General features: G+C 36.2%; 14 protein-coding genes. 8 read left to right on the top strand and 6 right to left on the bottom strand.

The window, feature by feature from the left end; all coding sequences use genetic code 11:
• The first annotated feature begins 456 nt into the window (after nt 1-456).
• A complete protein-coding gene (locus AC3RVG_RS13055; protein WP_489691911.1) occupies nt 457-1,194 on the top strand; it encodes a T9SS type A sorting domain-containing protein in 738 nt (245 codons plus the stop codon).
• 75 nt (nt 1,195-1,269) lie between these two features.
• Here the strand turns inward: AC3RVG_RS13055 and AC3RVG_RS13050 are convergent, their stop codons facing one another.
• Nucleotides 1,270-2,916 (bottom strand): DUF6029 family protein, encoded by a 1,647-nt coding sequence (locus tag AC3RVG_RS13050; RefSeq protein ID WP_489691910.1) that lies wholly within the window; start codon nt 2,914-2,916, stop codon nt 1,270-1,272.
• 29 nt (nt 2,917-2,945) lie between these two features.
• The gene (locus AC3RVG_RS13045; RefSeq protein ID WP_489691909.1) at nt 2,946-3,428 is read right to left on the bottom strand and encodes a TlpA family protein disulfide reductase; all 483 of its coding nucleotides are present in this window, start codon (nt 3,426-3,428) and stop codon (nt 2,946-2,948) included.
• A 167-nt stretch (nt 3,429-3,595) separates the two neighbouring features.
• Between AC3RVG_RS13045 and AC3RVG_RS13040 the strand changes: the two genes are divergently transcribed.
• On the top strand, nt 3,596-4,894 hold the full coding sequence (locus AC3RVG_RS13040) for an Omp28-related outer membrane protein (RefSeq protein WP_489691908.1): 1,299 nt from the start codon (nt 3,596-3,598) through the stop codon (nt 4,892-4,894).
• A 76-nt stretch (nt 4,895-4,970) separates the two neighbouring features.
• Here AC3RVG_RS13040 and pruA read toward each other — a convergent pair whose 3' ends face one another.
• The gene (gene pruA / locus AC3RVG_RS13035; protein WP_489691907.1) at nt 4,971-6,596 is read right to left on the bottom strand and encodes an L-glutamate gamma-semialdehyde dehydrogenase; all 1,626 of its coding nucleotides are present in this window, start codon (nt 6,594-6,596) and stop codon (nt 4,971-4,973) included.
• Nucleotides 6,597-6,793: 197 nt separating this feature from the next.
• Between pruA and AC3RVG_RS13030 the strand changes: the two genes are divergently transcribed.
• The gene (locus tag AC3RVG_RS13030; protein WP_489691906.1) at nt 6,794-7,501 is read left to right on the top strand and encodes an NRDE family protein; all 708 of its coding nucleotides are present in this window, start codon (nt 6,794-6,796) and stop codon (nt 7,499-7,501) included.
• Between the two features lie 52 nt (nt 7,502-7,553).
• On the opposite strand, the gene apaG is transcribed toward AC3RVG_RS13030, so the two are convergent.
• The 3 genes from apaG to AC3RVG_RS13015 are packed head-to-tail and all read right to left on the bottom strand — an operon-like array spanning nt 7,554 to nt 10,337.
• Nucleotides 7,554-7,940, bottom strand: coding sequence for a Co2+/Mg2+ efflux protein ApaG (gene apaG / locus AC3RVG_RS13025; RefSeq protein WP_489691905.1), 387 nt, complete (start codon nt 7,938-7,940; stop codon nt 7,554-7,556).
• Between the two features lie 3 nt (nt 7,941-7,943).
• Nucleotides 7,944-9,038, bottom strand: a complete 1,095-nt coding sequence (locus AC3RVG_RS13020; protein WP_489691904.1) for a DUF3667 domain-containing protein — start codon at nt 9,036-9,038, stop codon at nt 7,944-7,946.
• A 45-nt stretch (nt 9,039-9,083) separates the two neighbouring features.
• Nucleotides 9,084-10,337 (bottom strand): type IX secretion system plug protein, encoded by a 1,254-nt coding sequence (locus AC3RVG_RS13015; protein WP_489691903.1) that lies wholly within the window; start codon nt 10,335-10,337, stop codon nt 9,084-9,086.
• 285 nt (nt 10,338-10,622) lie between these two features.
• Here AC3RVG_RS13015 and sqr point away from each other — a divergent pair, with 285 nt between their 5' ends.
• From sqr to AC3RVG_RS12990, 5 genes are all read left to right on the top strand, one after another.
• A complete protein-coding gene (sqr, locus tag AC3RVG_RS13010) occupies nt 10,623-11,867 on the top strand; it encodes a type III sulfide quinone reductase, selenoprotein subtype (RefSeq protein ID WP_489691902.1) in 1,245 nt (414 codons plus the stop codon).
• 22 nt (nt 11,868-11,889) lie between these two features.
• On the top strand, nt 11,890-12,198 hold the full coding sequence (locus AC3RVG_RS13005; RefSeq protein WP_489691901.1) for a TusE/DsrC/DsvC family sulfur relay protein: 309 nt from the start codon (nt 11,890-11,892) through the stop codon (nt 12,196-12,198).
• A 19-nt stretch (nt 12,199-12,217) separates the two neighbouring features.
• Entirely contained in the window at nt 12,218-12,691 is a 474-nt protein-coding gene (locus AC3RVG_RS13000; protein ID WP_489691900.1) for a DsrE/DsrF/DrsH-like family protein, read from the top strand.
• Between the two features lie 281 nt (nt 12,692-12,972).
• The gene (locus AC3RVG_RS12995) at nt 12,973-14,325 is read left to right on the top strand and encodes a Na(+)-translocating NADH-quinone reductase subunit A (protein WP_489691899.1); all 1,353 of its coding nucleotides are present in this window, start codon (nt 12,973-12,975) and stop codon (nt 14,323-14,325) included.
• Between the two features lie 5 nt (nt 14,326-14,330).
• Nucleotides 14,331-15,530 (top strand): NADH:ubiquinone reductase (Na(+)-transporting) subunit B, encoded by a 1,200-nt coding sequence (locus tag AC3RVG_RS12990; RefSeq protein ID WP_489691898.1) that lies wholly within the window; start codon nt 14,331-14,333, stop codon nt 15,528-15,530.
• Nucleotides 15,531-15,532: the final 2 nt, after the last annotated feature.

Below are 15,532 nucleotides of genomic sequence, written 5' to 3'. Positions count from 1 at the left end.
TTTCTGATGTATACATCTACACGTTTACCCGAAATTATCTTACCCTAGCCAATGTCAAAACCTTATTAAGACGTATTGTTAATTTAAACTTACTAAATTTAACAATTATTGTGAAAATAAGTTGGCGGTAAATGTACTTTTTTATATTTAATTTTCGAGCTCCAACAAATCAAATATTTACGTAATTTATGTTAAAATTTACTAATTTCGTTTTATTATTTCAAATAATCAACTGTGAGGCACTAATTTCACTATTAATTAGGCAAAATTAGCATGAAGTTCACAATGATTAGGAGATTAGATGGCTTTTTAGCTCTATTTGTACCAGTAATCAATTTAATGAAATTATAAATGTCTGAAAGAGAAATAGTAAAGAATCGATAGGTTTTAATAATTATCTTTACTTTTGCTTTTCTCAGTAAACTTTTTAAAATATTTAACCTAAAAACAAAAACAATGAAATTTAAACTACTACTCTTAAGTGTTCTTGGTTCAGTTGCAATGGCAAATGCTCAGTACACAGTTATGGACAGATCAGGTAATGTGTTGAATAATGGTGATGTTATTCAATTCGGGACGCTAAGCTATCCAGATGCTTCTTACGAATTTTTCGTAACCAACGACAATCCTGCTGAGGAAATTTATACTAGAATTGAGTATGTATCTGAAACAAACTCAACTAATGGACAGTTTGAACAATTATGCTATGGTTTATGTTATAACAATCTTCTTCCTGGTGCAACAGTGCCTCCTTCAAACGAAGATGCGCTTCCTATAGCTATTGGCGAAACTACACCTATGGGTAATCACTTTTGGAACGATGATCCAGGAACCGGTGCTGGTAGTGTTGATTTTGTTTTTGCTTTCCGTCAATATGAAGATGCAGCAGGAACGGTTGAAACAGGTACTCCTTTATTATTTACGTATCGCTACGATCCAACGGGAGGTGTAAAAGATAATACTTCGGTAAACCTTACTATTCAATCTACTTTAGTTTCAAACGAATTAGTTTTGAATGTAAACGAACCAGTAAATATGGTTGTTTATAATATTCAAGGTAAAGTTGTTAAACAAGGAAACTTTGAAATTGGCCGTCAGGTTATAAATGTTTCAGACTTGAGCCCACAAACATATATTGTTCAGTTTAAGAACCATAATGGTGGTGTGCAGACTAGTAAATTTTTAGTTCAATAAGACTTTAAAATACCTAACATAAAAAGGCCCCGAAGTTCTCTTCGGGGCCTTTTTGTATTTAAAACTTATGGTTTCTTAAAAAGTAACTACAAGGTTTGCTGTTACACCTGTACTTGCAGGAACTTCTCTACAAACGCCACCAACGCAAATTAAACCTCCGCGTTGTCTTCCGTAGTTCATTGCGAAACGAGCTCTTCCTTTTGTATAACTTCCACCTACACTATAATAATGAAGTTCTTCTTCTCCACCATAGTTCCAAGAGTCTGCGGCATAAATAGTAAAGGTAGGATTGAAGTTGTATTCCAAAACACTGGCAGCCCAGTTTTTATCGTCGTCTTTAGTCCATAAATGTTGAAGTTCAAGACGTAATGCTTTCCCTTTTTCAAAACGACGCGTAGCTTCAACAACTGCAACTTGTGCTCTAATATCTCCTTCAGATCCTAGAATACCACCTTGAGAAACTCCTTTGTCAATAATTACATCTTGGTAAGATGCAACAGTGCTCCACTTAGATGTCCAACGGTTTTTTATTTCAATATTTAAATCGCGGAAATAACGATCTCCGGCGCCAATAAATTTAGCGTCATACGTTAAATCGTCAACATTATAGGTTGCTTCTAAGCCAGCCCAGTATGCAAAATTTCCTGCTACTTTGGTTCCATATTTTCCTAATACAGATTCTTTGTCAAAAGAAAAATACACATCTACCTGTGCCCCAACTTCACCGGCTCTTTTTTCGTTTTCGGAAAAAAGAAGACGTGGTTGTGAGTTGTAAACGTAGATGTTAGAAAGTAGGTAATCGTGTTGTTTGGTAATAGCAGGAACATAGTTTACTAATTGTTCATTGAATTGATTGCCTTCAGCATATCTATCTGCATAGAACGTGAAATTTTCCAATCTTCTAAATGTAGAATTTATACCTAATCCCTTTTGGGCATAACCCATATTTAATTGTAATGCTGTACCGTCAAATAATTGTGGCGTAATAACTTCTCCTTCATTTATTAATACATCTGGGTCTTTCGTAATTGCTTCAATACTTCCGTAGAAATTTGAAATCACAAAATCTAATCTACCACCGTAAGCGTTAATGTTTGCGGGAATAGAATCGCCAGAGCCGTTATCTTGGTAACGACCTACATAACTTGCGCCTAATTTTAAATCTACAGCTTCTATTTTCATAAGCTCGCTTAAATCTAAGTTTGCATCAAGCCCTTGAATAACACCTTCTGAAACATCAAAACCGTTTCGTATTTGGCCATAAACACCTGTTATGCCCAAGGTGGCTGTTGGATTAAACTTAACGCGAACTCCTTTCATTGCGTTGTTTATTCCTAATTGTCTGTCTTCCCATGAGCGAAGAATTAAACCGCTACCAAATTGCTCATAAAAATAACCTCCAGTAATGTCTAAGGTTTCATTTCTGAAATTAAGATAGTAGGTTCCTACTCCGTTCTGTCCATCCCAAGTTGGAGAATATCCCAAAAGGGCAGAAGGCAAGTAGGATTCGTATTGAACGCCTGCAGTAAATTTTCCGAGTGAATAGTTAAGTTGCAAATAATTATTGGCTCTAAATTGATCTTCAGGAGCGATGAAATTAAAATCTTCATCGTCTAAAAGCCATTGAGAGTTGGATTCTAAGCTACCAAAAAAGTAGCCATTGTCTTGCGAAAAGCCGATGGCGCCCATACACATAAAGGCGCCGAGTATTAGTTTTTTCATTATAAAGGTTTGGTTGATTGGTAATTAGATTAGTTAGAATACTCCTTTATTTTTTCATAAAGTTCGTATTCAGCGCCAGGACTGTAACCAGAATGGCGGTATACTATTTCGTTGTTTTTAACCAATAAAGTTAATGGAACGGTAGCTGCACCCAAGGCGCGTTTGAAGTCGTTATTAGTATCTAAAAGAACGGTATAGTCCCAGCCTTTTCCGTTTATTAGTGGCTTTACTCTTTTTACAGTACGGCTGTCGTCTACTGAAACAGCAAATAGTTCAACACCAGTTTCATCTTGCCATTCTGGGTAAATTTCACTGATGGCATCAAGCTCCTTTAAGCACGGAACACACCAAGTGGCCCATAGCGAAATTACAATTACCTTATTTTCCTTTGAAAGGTCGTTGGAGTTAATAGTGTTTCCATCAACGGTAGTTAAATCTACCTGGGGTAATTCACTTTGAGAAAATCCGATGAGTGAAACGAATAAAAGAAGAAGTGGAATAATTTTTTTCATAAGTAATAAGATTTGTGATTATTTTAAGTGAAGCAATATTAAGATTTTTTTAATGAAAGTTGAATTAGTTTGAGCGAAAAATATTGATTTAACAAATAATGCCTATGCATTTTTAAGATTTAAACTATATTAGCGCTCATTTTTATATCTAAATAAACAACCTTAATATGAAAACTAATACCTATTTAAAAGCTTTACTGTTCTTTGCAGTTATAGCAATTGTTTCTTGTAGCAAAAAAGAAGACCCTTTTGTGCCGGCCGCTGCAGATTTAACTATTGAATTAAAAAGTGATGCAGGAACGGGAGAATTAGAAGTTTTATCGCTTAATGATGTAGTTGTATTTACTGTATTAGGAAGTGATGGCGAAGATTATTCAGAATCGGCTACCTATTATATTAATGACGAACCAATTACAGAAAGAACTTACACATTTGATGCTTCGGGTGCCTTTACCGTTAAAGCGGTTTATGACGATAAAAACAGTAATATTCTTAATTTTGAAGTACTTACCCCAACAGAAAGAGCATTGACAATTGACGCACCTAGAGCGATGAAAAATCAAACTATAACTTTTGGATTGTTTGATAATAACGGAATTAATACAGCTTCTGAAGCAACGTTTTATGTAGGCGGCACTGCTATTGCTGGTTTCACCTATTCCTCTGCATCTGTTGGCAGTTTTCAAGTATATGCAGAATATGTGGTAGACAACGAAACGTATACTACACCTGCCAAAGACTTTTCAGTTTACGTACCAAAAAGAAAGGTAGTAATAGAAGATTATACAGGTACTTGGTGTGGCTTTTGCCCTGCTGTAGCACTTGCTATAGATGCTGCTAAATTAGCAACTAACGATATTTCTGTAGTAGCTATTCACGAAACTGGTTCTTCACTACCAGACCCAATGCATTTTGATAGAGTGCTAGAGATGAAAGACGCCTTCGGAATTGGCGGACTTCCTCAAGCGCGTTTAAATCGCAAGCAGAAATGGTTGGATCCTTATAGTATAGCTGATGTGCTCACAATGGCTGGAAATGAAACCAATCTTGCTATCGCTATTGATTCAAAAATGACAGGAGCAAACTTAACTGTTGATGTAAAAGCAGTATATGCTGGCGGATCTGAAGTTGGCGATAAACTTGTGGTTTACCTTGTAGAGAGCGGTATAGTGTATGCTCAAACAAATTATTTCAACAATACAGCAGGACACCCATTAGAAGGGCACGGAAATCCAATTCCAGATTTTATTCATAACGATGCGCTTCGTAATTCACTCACTGATATTTTTGGAGATCCAATTGCTGAAATGTCTGCTTATTCAGAATACAAGAAGCAGTTTAGTCTAGAAATTCCTTCAGAATACAATGTGGATAATTTAAGTGTAATAGTAATGGTTGTTAATTCTAACGATGAAGCCAAAAACTCACAGTTCGCAAAAGTTGGAGAGAATAAAAAATACGATTAATAAACAAAGTAGATAAAACTAAAAAACCCATCTTGAATATTTCAAGATGGGTTTTTTCATGAATGCAATTGAAAATCTATCCTAAGAAAGGGTATCTATAATCAATAGGAGAAACAAAGGTTTCCTTCACCATACGTGGCGAAATCCATCTGTAAAGATTTTGCTTACTTCCAGCCTTATCATTAGTACCACTAGCTCGGGCACCACCAAAAGGTTGTTGGCCAACAACAGCTCCCGTAGGCTTGTCGTTTATATAGAAGTTACCTGCAGCATTTTCAAGAATCTTAACCGCTACTTCCAAGGCATATCTGTCTTCACTAAAAACAGCTCCGGTTAAAGCGTATTCGCTGGTTTCATCTACTAAATGAAGGGTTTCTTCCCACTTTTTATCGTCGTAAATATAAACGGTAAGTACAGGGCCGAAAAGTTCCGTACACATTGTTGTGTATTTTGGATCTTTAGTAACAATAACTGTAGGCTCTATAAAGTAACCTTTGCTCTTGTCGTAATTACCACCTGCAATAATTTCAGCGTTTTTGTCTTTTTTGGCAGCATCAATATAGCTTGCAAGTTTATCAAAAGAACCTTCGTGGATTACTGCATTTATAAAATTGCCCATATCTTCTGGAGTTCCCATTTTGAAAGAACGCAGATCATCAATCAAATACTGTTTAACGTCTTTCCAAATACTTTCAGAAATATAGCAACGGCTGGCCGCACTACATTTTTGTCCTTGGTATTCAAAAGCACCACGAGCCATTGCAGTTGCAACTTGTTTTGCATCGGAAGTTTTGTGGGCAACGATAAAATCTTTTCCACCCGTCTCCCCAACAATACGTGGGTATGTTTTGTAATTAGTAATGTTATCACCAATTTTTTTCCAAAGTCCTTGAAAAACATTGGTAGAGCCTGTAAAGTGAACACCACTAAAATCTGGACTCGCCATAAGCGTGTCCGAAATCATAGCAGGATCTCCCATTACCATATTGATAACGCCAGCAGGAACGCCCGCTTCACGGAAAACATCCATAATAACTTTTGCAGAATATATTTGCGAGTTACTCGGTTTCCACACAACAACGTTACCCATTAACGCAGCACTTGCGGGAAGATTTCCAGCAATAGCAGTAAAGTTAAAAGGAGTAATTGCATAAATAAAACCTTCTAGAGGTCTGTATTCAACGCGGTTCCAAGCTGCAGAAGTAGATTCTGGTTGCTCTGCATAAATTTCAGTCATATACTGAACGTTGAACCTTAAAAAGTCAATAAGTTCACAAGCAGAATCAATTTCGGCTTGATAAATATTTTTAGACTGGGCCAGCATAGTAGCTGCGTTTATTTTTGCTCTGTAAGGACCAGCAATTAATTCGGCTGCACGAAGAAAAATACCAGCGCGTTGTTCCCAAGGCATTACTGACCATTTTTTTCTAGCCTCTAATGCAGTGGAAATTGAGTCCTCAACATTTTTTTTGGTAGCTTTATGATAGGTTCCCAACACGTGTTTATGGTCGTGCGGAGGAGACATAGTAGCGGTGTCTTTGGTTTTAACCTCTTCGCCATTAATAAATAAAGGTACATCTACCTTTGCCTTATACATTTCTCTGTAAGTCTCAAGTACTTCTTCGCGTTCTGCAGAACCTGGCGCGTAGCTTTTTATAGGTTCGTTAACGGCGATTGGCACTTCAAAAAATCCATTTCCCATATTATTTTATTTTTTCTGTTTATGAAGTGTGCAAAGGTACAAAAATGGAATCACCAAACCTTGAAATTCCAAATTCCAATTGGAATGCCTTTTTTTTGAAGTTTGGAATTTGTATTGTGAATTTTATTTGGAATTAGAAGCTTGTTATATAGAATTTTTAAATTTCCTTTTGTAGTTTCGGGAAACAACTCTAAGCTATGTGTACCGTAACTTTTATTCCGAAATCTAATAACGATTTTATATTAACTTCCAATAGAGATGAAGCACCTGGGCGCGAAACATTTTTACCAGAAATATATGAAGAAGAAGGCGTGCGTTTACTTTACCCGAAAGATGCTGTTGCAGGTGGAACTTGGATTGGTTTAAGTGAAAAGAAAAGAGTTATAACCTTAATGAATGGTGGTTTTGTGGCGCACCAACGAAAAACTTATTACAGAAGAAGTAGAGGTTTGGTGGTGAAAGATTTGCTGAAAAGCGATGCTTTGAAAGTTGAAATTGATAACTATAATTTCAACGATATAGAGCCATTTACAGCAGTTTTAGTTGAATGGAAAAACGAAGTACAATTGTTTCAATTGGTTTGGGACGGGACAAATTATCATTTTTCTGAAGAACCACTGGCGCCAAAAATATGGTCTTCTTCACCATTGTATCCAGTAAAATTGAAGAATAGACGGGAACATTGGTTTTCAGATTTTTTGATGAAAACTTTAAAGCCTTCCGAAGAGGAAATTCTTCACTTTCATAAAACTGCGGGCGAAGGCGATTTGAATGACGATCTTATAATGGATCGAGGTTTTATAAAAACAAAAAGTATAACCCAAGTTTCTAAAAAGGAGGATATTGTTGAAATGCGTTATGAAGATTTGCAATCGGGTAAAAGCAGCAATTCGTTAATACAGTAGACTCGCGATTTATCGCGTGCAAAGTATATTTTTCTGTTTTCCAATGCAGAGATTAATTCATAGAAAACGGTGCGCTCAAATTGAAAAGAGGAATAGAAACCCTAAACTTCCGGGTAGTAGCAAAATTCACCATTTTATAGTAACCCTTCATCGACCCAAAAGGAGAGTGGAGTAGGCAGCCGCTAGTGTAGGAGTGTTTTTCTCCAGGAAGTAGAATTGGTTTCTGGCCAATTACGCCTTCGCCTTCTACAATTTCGGTATTATTTAAGGAGTCTTTTATTTTCCAACAACGGGAAGTTAGCTGTACGGTGTCTTTACTCTGATTTTCAATAGTAATAATATATGCAAAGGCGTATTGCATTTTACTGTTTTTGTAAAACGTGCCGTCAAATTCGGTCTTCACCGAGATTTTAATACCCTGTGTTACTTGCTGTATCATTTCTTAATAAATTGCCGCGCTTGCTGCTACAAAAATTATTGTGGCAAAAGTCAATCCAATTACAAATACGGTGTTTAAAAATACGAATTTTATTAAAGTTACCGCTCTGCTTTGCTGGTAAAAATTGCGTAAAGCTTTGTAAAAATAAATTGGACCTATAAAAGTAAACAGACATCCCACAAAAAATTGTGTTCCAATTATAAGATCTGGAATAATAGAAAGGAGCATTACCAAAAAGATAAAACTGAAAATATGAAATATAAAAACCATATGTTCCATATAGGTATATTTTTTTCCAGAATAAATAAGCCAGAAAAACAATGCGAAAAAGGGTGCGAAGAAAAAGAGAAAAAAAGGTGTTTTGGAAATAATATAATTTATAAATGCAGTTGGATTTTCCCGAATTTTTTCAACTGTAATGTTTTTTGAATATACCCATCTGTTAAACGAAGAATTTTTGTGATGCATACTGTCTAGGGCATTTGCAGCATTTTTCATTTTATTTTTTTCATAAAAACTATTATATAAAGTAAACCTTTCAGTATAACTTTTTAAAAAGGGCATTGTGTCTAATTCTTTTTCTGAAATATATTTAAGTGGTTCAGTTGGCTCTTTCTCTTTTACAGAGTCGGCAAATTTAATTGCTTCTGTGGTTGTCATTGTAATATTCTGCTCTAAGGAATCTAAGCCCGCATTTTCCATTATTTTAGAGCTAAAGTTAAGCTCATTGTCAATGCTTGGATTTATAATATCCATTAAACTAATCAACAAGAAGTAGATAATAGAAACACTTAAAAAGAAACGAAAAGGGTTAGCGTATTTTAACCGCTGACCTTTTGTATAATTTCGGGTAATTCTTCCTGGTCTAAAAAGAAGATCTTTCAGTGTGTTTCGCAAACGTGAATCGTAAACGAGGATACTGCTTATGAATTCAGAAAAAAAATCTGTTGCAGAAAGCTGTTTGTCGCTATTTAATTGCGAACAATAAGAGCAATAAACATCGCTAATATCTAGCGGTTGACCGCAATTTAAACATGTATTGCCACGGAATCTCAACGACTTTCTTCCGGTGGAATTTTCGCTTCTTTTACGTTTCATGGCTAGGCGAAAAAAGATTAATGTTTAAACTAAAGTTTTGGAGGTTTAGTTGCTATTTATATTTGTAGAACTAGCGTTACCCGTTCCAATTATGCGATCGTATCTAGCGCCTAAATCGCGGAAATATACAATTACCGTATAGTCATTTTCGGTCTGCCAAAAATCACCGCCCACTGCGCCTTGCTCTATAGATCCGTCTCTATTTACAACCACGTATTTATAGTTGTAAAATCCTTGTTTAAACAAACGGGCATTTTTGTAGCTACCGCTATCAGCGTCGTATTTCATGTACGTGCTACCGTCAATAGTCCAATTATTGAAATTTCCATAAAGGTGTAATTCCTTGTCGCCAAGATCGTCATAATACTGAAGGTTAAAGTGCATACGCACGTATTCTGCTTCAATATCTTGGTTTTCAGCATCAATATTTCGCACTACAAAATTTCCATTAATGTCTGGATTGTATGTGTAAGGTCTGTTGTATCTTGGAATGTCTGTGTACAAATAATTTTCATAAACTTCGGTAACGCTAATGGAGCGCACACCGTTTGAAGCAGAGCGCTCGTCTTTATTGTCGAACGCGAGAAATTCATTGCCGCCACCAAAATAAGCTTCTTTGTCGTACCTATATATTAGCTCGTTGCCCATGGTGTATTGGGGGATGAGATCTGTGATAGCCGTTTTAAGATTGCTATTCTGCAACACCAATGTTTTAACCGTTTGCTTTGGGTTTACCAACAATAAATTTGGTGAGTTTACGGTGAAGTTAACAACTTGTTTTTCATTAATAAGTCTTAGATCGCGTGCACGTTTAATTTCAACGCCAACTGTTGCTATATTTTCTATTACCAAAAATCTTCGTGTGAAAATAAGATCACCATCGCTATTGAAAATGCTGATTAGGTAGTTTCCGCTTTTTTTAATAGATCGTGTATCGCGATTGGGAATCGAGAGTTCGTAATGCGAAAATATCTGAAGCGTATTCAGCGAGTTTTGGTAATTCTGTATGCGTACATCGTCAAAACCATCTAAATATTCACTTTTGGAAAGGTCGCTGGGAGTCCAATCAAAATCGTAGTGCGAAATGGTATAATAAAAGTCTTCCTCTTCACCATTTAGAGCATCAAACGAAAGTTGCAGTTGCCCGCCCAATTGAATTAGCGGCAATTGGCTGAGGTCTGTTGCGCCACGAAATTGGATAGTACTTATGTACGATGGTTCTACTTTTTCTACAATTTGAGAAAAGATTGGTAAAACTGTAAATAGAAGAATAAGGGTAGCCGCAAAAGTTTTTGACATAATATCGTTTTAAAAAAGCTAAGATAACAAATTTTGTGCCTCGCCCATTGAAGGGTTTTAGAAAGCAATTGATGTTTTCGTTTCTTCAGTATTTTCAATGTGGCAATTTGCAGCTTTAGAAGTTTGATGTCTTTCCAATTTTGGAGTTTGGAATGTGGAAGGCTATGCTAAATATGAATTTAGAGTGACTAGCATATCACATATTTAATCCACCTGTCCTTAAGTGATTTATATCATATAAATTCTGTCATTAGTAACTTAAATTTGTCTTAAATTAAATGTATTATGAAAAATTTAGTCATTCTTGGAGCAGGTACTTCTGGAACCATGATGGCCAATCATCTAGTTTCTAAACTTGATAAAAAAGATTGGAGCATTACTATTGTAGATCAGTACGAAACGCATTACTACCAACCTGGTTTCTTGTTTTTACCTTTTGATATTTATACCACTAAACAAGTAAAAAAGAAGGGTCAAAAATTTATTCCGAAAGGAGTTAATTATATACAAGAAAAAATAGAACTCATTGTGCCAGAGGAGAACAAAGTGACTCTCGAAAGCGGAAAGGATGTTAATTATGATATTTTAATTGTTGCCACAGGCACTAAGACTGCACCGGACGAAACTGAAGGTATGAACGGTCCAGAATGGTATAAAAGCATTTTCGATTTTTATACCTATGAAGGCGCCAAAGCCTTACGAAATAAATTACGCGAATGGGAAGGTGGTAAGTTGGTAATTCATATAACCGAAATGCCAATTAAATGTCCGGTAGCTCCTTTAGAGTTTGCTTTTTTAGCAGATTCATTCTTTAAGAATAAAGGCATGCGAGAAAAAGTAGATATCACTTTTGTGACTCCTTTGGATGGCGCTTTTACAAAGCCTAAAGCAACTCAAGCGCTTCATTATTTATTGGAAGAAAAAAATATAAAGGAAGTTACCAATTTCAATATTGAACGCGTGGATTATGAGAATAACAAAATCATAGATTACGCAGATACTGAAGTAGAATACGATTTACTTGTTACCGTACCAACTAATATGGGCGATGCTTTAATGGAGCGTTCTGGCTTGGGCGATGATCTTAATTATATTCCAACAGATAAAGCAACGTTGCAATCTAAAGAACATGAGAATATTTTCGCCATTGGAGATGCTACTAATTTACCAGCATCTAAAGCAGGCTCTGTGGCTCATTTTGAAGCTGAAATTTTAACCGATAATATTCTTCGATACATAAATGGCGAACCATTGAAGGAAGAATTTGATGGTCACGCAAACTGTTTTATTGAAACAGGAAACGGGAAAGCCCTTTTAATAGATTTTAATTACACTCACGAACCCGTGGAAGGCTCGTTTCCTTTTCCTGGCGTTGGACCATTGAGTCTATTAAAAGAAAGTAGAATTAACCACATGGGTAAAATGGCATTTAGATGGATATACTGGAATATGCTTATTAAAGGAATACACATTCCATTTGTTTCAGCAACCATGTCTGAAAAAGGAAAAAATTACGAAGAAGTAAAATAAAACAAACATAAAACATAGCATCATGAAAAAAGTAATAGCAAGTAAGGAAATTGACGTGAACGAAGAGGGATATCTCTTAGATTTTAATCAATGGGATAAAGAAGTTGGTAAGTGTATTGCAGATGATTGCAATATAGATTTAACAGATAGGCACTGGGAGGTTATTGATTATATACACGATAAATTCAAAAAAGAAGAGCCTTTATCCATCCGCGGTATTAAAAAAAGTGGGGTGTTTGATGTGAAAGAATTTTACAGTCTGTTTCCTGGAGGTCCACTAAAAAAAGCGACACTTATCGCTGGAATCCCGAAACCAAAAAGTTGTATTTAAACCTATAAATTAAAAGAAAATGGCTACAAAAGTTAGAAAAATGCTTTTTATCTTATCAAAAGCAACATTAGAAAACGCATATGCTGCATTCATAATGGCGAATGGCGCACGTATGGAAGGCATAGAGTCTGAGATATTTTTTACGTTTTTTGGTTTGGAAACTATTCAGAAGAAAAAACTAGAGCATCTACGTGTAGCAACGGTTGGTAATCCTGCTATGCATATTCCGACAATGTTGGGAGGTTTGCCTGGTGTAGAAGCCTTGGCTACAAAAATGATGAAAAAAGAAATGGAGAAGTTAGATATGCCACCCATTGGAGAGTTTTTAGAAATTCTTTCAGATTCTGGATGTAAGCTTTGGGGCTGCAAACTCGCGGTGGATATGTTCCATCTCAAAAGAGAAGATTTAATAGACGAATTAGATGGTATTCTAACTATTGGCGATTTTTACAATAGGGCAGATGAAGAGGGCTGTCAGCTTCTGTTTATATAAACTAACTATATTCAACGTCTAATTTAAAATACTCATCTTGTTAAATAGATTGGTGCGAATATTTCAAAAGTTTAAACTTTAATATAGTTTTTCGGACATAAACTCATGCCCTAATTTATAAACGTTTTAAAATACTTCTTCTTCGCTTTTTAACACATAAAATTATATGGTTTTATTGGGCTATGGAGGTTTTAATTTATAAATTTGCACGCCCATAATCCCTGTCAATGTAATTTCAAGGATTATAGGGAGTTAAAAAGGCATTATTAATATCCATATTTATGTCCAAAGACATTAAGATTAAAAAAGGTCTTACCATTAATTTACAGGGCGAAGCAGACAAAACGCTTGCTAACGCTCCGCGATCCAGAACTTTCGCAATTAGACCTTCAGATTTTCACCTCGTGACACCAAAAATGGTGGTTAGAGAAGGTGGAAAAGTTCAGGCTGGTGATACCATTTTCTACTCTAAGAGCAATGAAATTGTAAAGTTTGTTTCGCCTGTTAGCGGAACCCTTACAAAAATTGAGCGCGGTGCAAAACGTGTAATCACAGAAATTACTATTGAAGCAGATGCGCAGGATTCTTTTAAAGATTTCGGTATTCTGAGTCCAGATTCTTCAAGTGCGGATGCAATTAAAACCCGCCTGCTAGAAGCTGGCTGCTGGCCATTTATTTTGCAACGTCCCTATGCAGTAATTGCAGACACAGAGCAGGCGCCAAGAGATATATTTATTTCTGCATTTACTACCGCCCCATTAGCGAACGATTTTGATTATTCACTTCGTGGTAAAGAAAATGAGTTGCAGGCAGCTGTAACGGCACTCGGCAAACTAACCAAAGGGCAAGTGCACGTGGGTGTTGGCAAAAGTGGAAGCTCTCCTTTTAAAGGAATGAAAGATATTGTGCTTCACAATGTATCTGGTCCGCATCCAGCAGGAAATGTTGGTACGCAGATAAACAAAATTGGCCCAGTTAATAAAGGAGAAATTGTTTGGACTATTGCGCCACAAGATCTTGTTATTATTGGCGAATTGTTACTTACCGGTAAGTTTAACGCCGAAAGAATTATTGCACTTTCAGGTTCTGAGGTAAAAACTCCAAAATATTATAGAACCCGAATTGGTTCAGAAGCTTCTACATTCTTGTATGATTCTGGATTGAACAACGAAAACGTTCGCGTTATTAGTGGTGATGTGCTTACAGGGAAAAGGATTTCTCCAAAAGGACATTTGGGTTATTACACCAATACTGTTACCGTAATTCCTGAAGGTGACGATTACGAACTTTTTGGTTGGAACAAACCAGTTTTCGATAAAATTTCTACTTCAAGAGCACTTACTTTTTCTTGGTTAACGCCAAATAAGAAATTTGACTTAAATACCAATACAAACGGAGAGCACCGTGCTTTTGTGGTAACTGGTGTTTACGAACAAGTATTTCCGTTAGATATGTATCCACTACAAATGCTGAAATCTTGTATGGTTCAAGATTTAGATGAAATGGAAGCTTTGGGAATGTATGAAGTGGCTCCGGAAGATTTTGCACTTACCGAATTTGTTTGCGTGAGTAAGCAACCACATCAACAAATTATCAGGAACGGTCTTGATTTAATGTATAAAGAAATAGGATAACCGCTATGGGATTGAAACAGAATTTACATAAGCTAAAGGAAAAATACAAGGGTACAAAAATGGCCCCTGCATTCAATGCATTGCATACCTTTTTGTACACGCCAGACGAAACTACGCATTCTGGTTCTCACGTGCGTGTGGTTGACGATTTAAAGCGTACAATGAACACCGTTATTATGGCGCTTGTTCCGTGTTTAATCTTCGGAATATTTAATGCGGGTTTTCAACATTACGCAGCTATTGATGCAACTTTACGTTTAGACCCATTGGGTAACTTCTTTACTTGGGATAATTTTATTTTAGGAGCTTGGACAGTTTTGCCACTAGTTATAGTGTCGTATGTTGTAGGTCTTGGGGTAGAATTTATTTTTGCCGTAATAAAAGGGCACGAAGTAGAAGAAGGGTATTTGGTAACGGGAATGCTCGTGCCGCTTATTGTTCCTATAGATATTCCACTTTGGATGCTTACAGTTGCAGTAATCTTTGGAGTTGTTATTGGGAAAGAAGTATTTGGAGGAACGGGAATGAATATTTTGAATCCCGCACTTACCATTCGCGCCTTTTTATTCTTCGCTTATCCTACTTGGATGAGTGGCGATAAAGTTTGGGTTCACGGTGCAAAAGCTATGGCTGGACAGCCTGATGCTATTTCAGGTGAAACAATATTAGGAAGTTTAGCAGCTAACGCTGAAACTGTCTATAGTACGTGGGATATGTTCTGGGGCTTTATCCCTGGATCGGTTGGAGAGACTTCAACCTTCCTTATTATTTTAGGTGCTGCTTTTCTAATTTTTACAAAAATAGGAAGTTGGAGGATTATGCTCTCTGCCGTCTTGGGTGCTCTTACAATGGGATTAATATTTAATGGTGTAGTAGAAGCAGGATGGATTCAGAGTAATAGTAATTTCTACAGTTTAATGAGCGAAACTTTCTGGCATCACCTTATTATTGGTAGTGCAGCCTTTGCAATTGTATATATGGCAACAGATCCTGTAACTGCCTCACAAACCAATAAAGGTAAATGGTTCTATGGTTTCTTTATAGGTTTTCTGGGAATTATGATACGTGTTTTCAACCCAGCATATCCTGAAGGATTTATGCTTTCAATATTGTTGATGAACGTATTTGCACCAACTATTGATCACTATGTGATTCAAGGAAATATTAAAAAGAGAATGAAACGATTAAAAGTTAAAACAGCGTAATA

The organism is Aequorivita sp. IT1282 (assembly GCF_058068205.1).
Note: the sequence above shows the minus strand (reverse complement) of the source record. Positions and strands in the feature narration are given on the sequence as shown.

Coding starts and splice junctions, on each gene's coding strand:
- AC3RVG_RS13045 (WP_489691909.1), bottom strand. CDS start 3,428: ATGAAAAAAATTATTCCACTTCTTCTTTTATTCGTTTCACTCATCGGA.
- AC3RVG_RS12995 (WP_489691899.1), top strand. CDS start 12,973: ATGTCCAAAGACATTAAGATTAAAAAAGGTCTTACCATTAATTTACAG.
- AC3RVG_RS13000 (WP_489691900.1), top strand. CDS start 12,218: ATGGCTACAAAAGTTAGAAAAATGCTTTTTATCTTATCAAAAGCAACA.
- AC3RVG_RS13040 (WP_489691908.1), top strand. CDS start 3,596: ATGAAAACTAATACCTATTTAAAAGCTTTACTGTTCTTTGCAGTTATA.
- sqr (WP_489691902.1), top strand. CDS start 10,623: ATGAAAAATTTAGTCATTCTTGGAGCAGGTACTTCTGGAACCATGATG.
- AC3RVG_RS13055 (WP_489691911.1), top strand. CDS start 457: ATGAAATTTAAACTACTACTCTTAAGTGTTCTTGGTTCAGTTGCAATG.
- apaG (WP_489691905.1), bottom strand. CDS start 7,940: ATGATACAGCAAGTAACACAGGGTATTAAAATCTCGGTGAAGACCGAA.
- AC3RVG_RS13015 (WP_489691903.1), bottom strand. CDS start 10,337: ATGTCAAAAACTTTTGCGGCTACCCTTATTCTTCTATTTACAGTTTTA.
- AC3RVG_RS13030 (WP_489691906.1), top strand. CDS start 6,794: ATGTGTACCGTAACTTTTATTCCGAAATCTAATAACGATTTTATATTA.
- AC3RVG_RS12990 (WP_489691898.1), top strand. CDS start 14,331: ATGGGATTGAAACAGAATTTACATAAGCTAAAGGAAAAATACAAGGGT.
- AC3RVG_RS13020 (WP_489691904.1), bottom strand. CDS start 9,038: ATGAAACGTAAAAGAAGCGAAAATTCCACCGGAAGAAAGTCGTTGAGA.
- AC3RVG_RS13050 (WP_489691910.1), bottom strand. CDS start 2,916: ATGAAAAAACTAATACTCGGCGCCTTTATGTGTATGGGCGCCATCGGC.
- AC3RVG_RS13005 (WP_489691901.1), top strand. CDS start 11,890: ATGAAAAAAGTAATAGCAAGTAAGGAAATTGACGTGAACGAAGAGGGA.
- pruA (WP_489691907.1), bottom strand. CDS start 6,596: ATGGGAAATGGATTTTTTGAAGTGCCAATCGCCGTTAACGAACCTATA.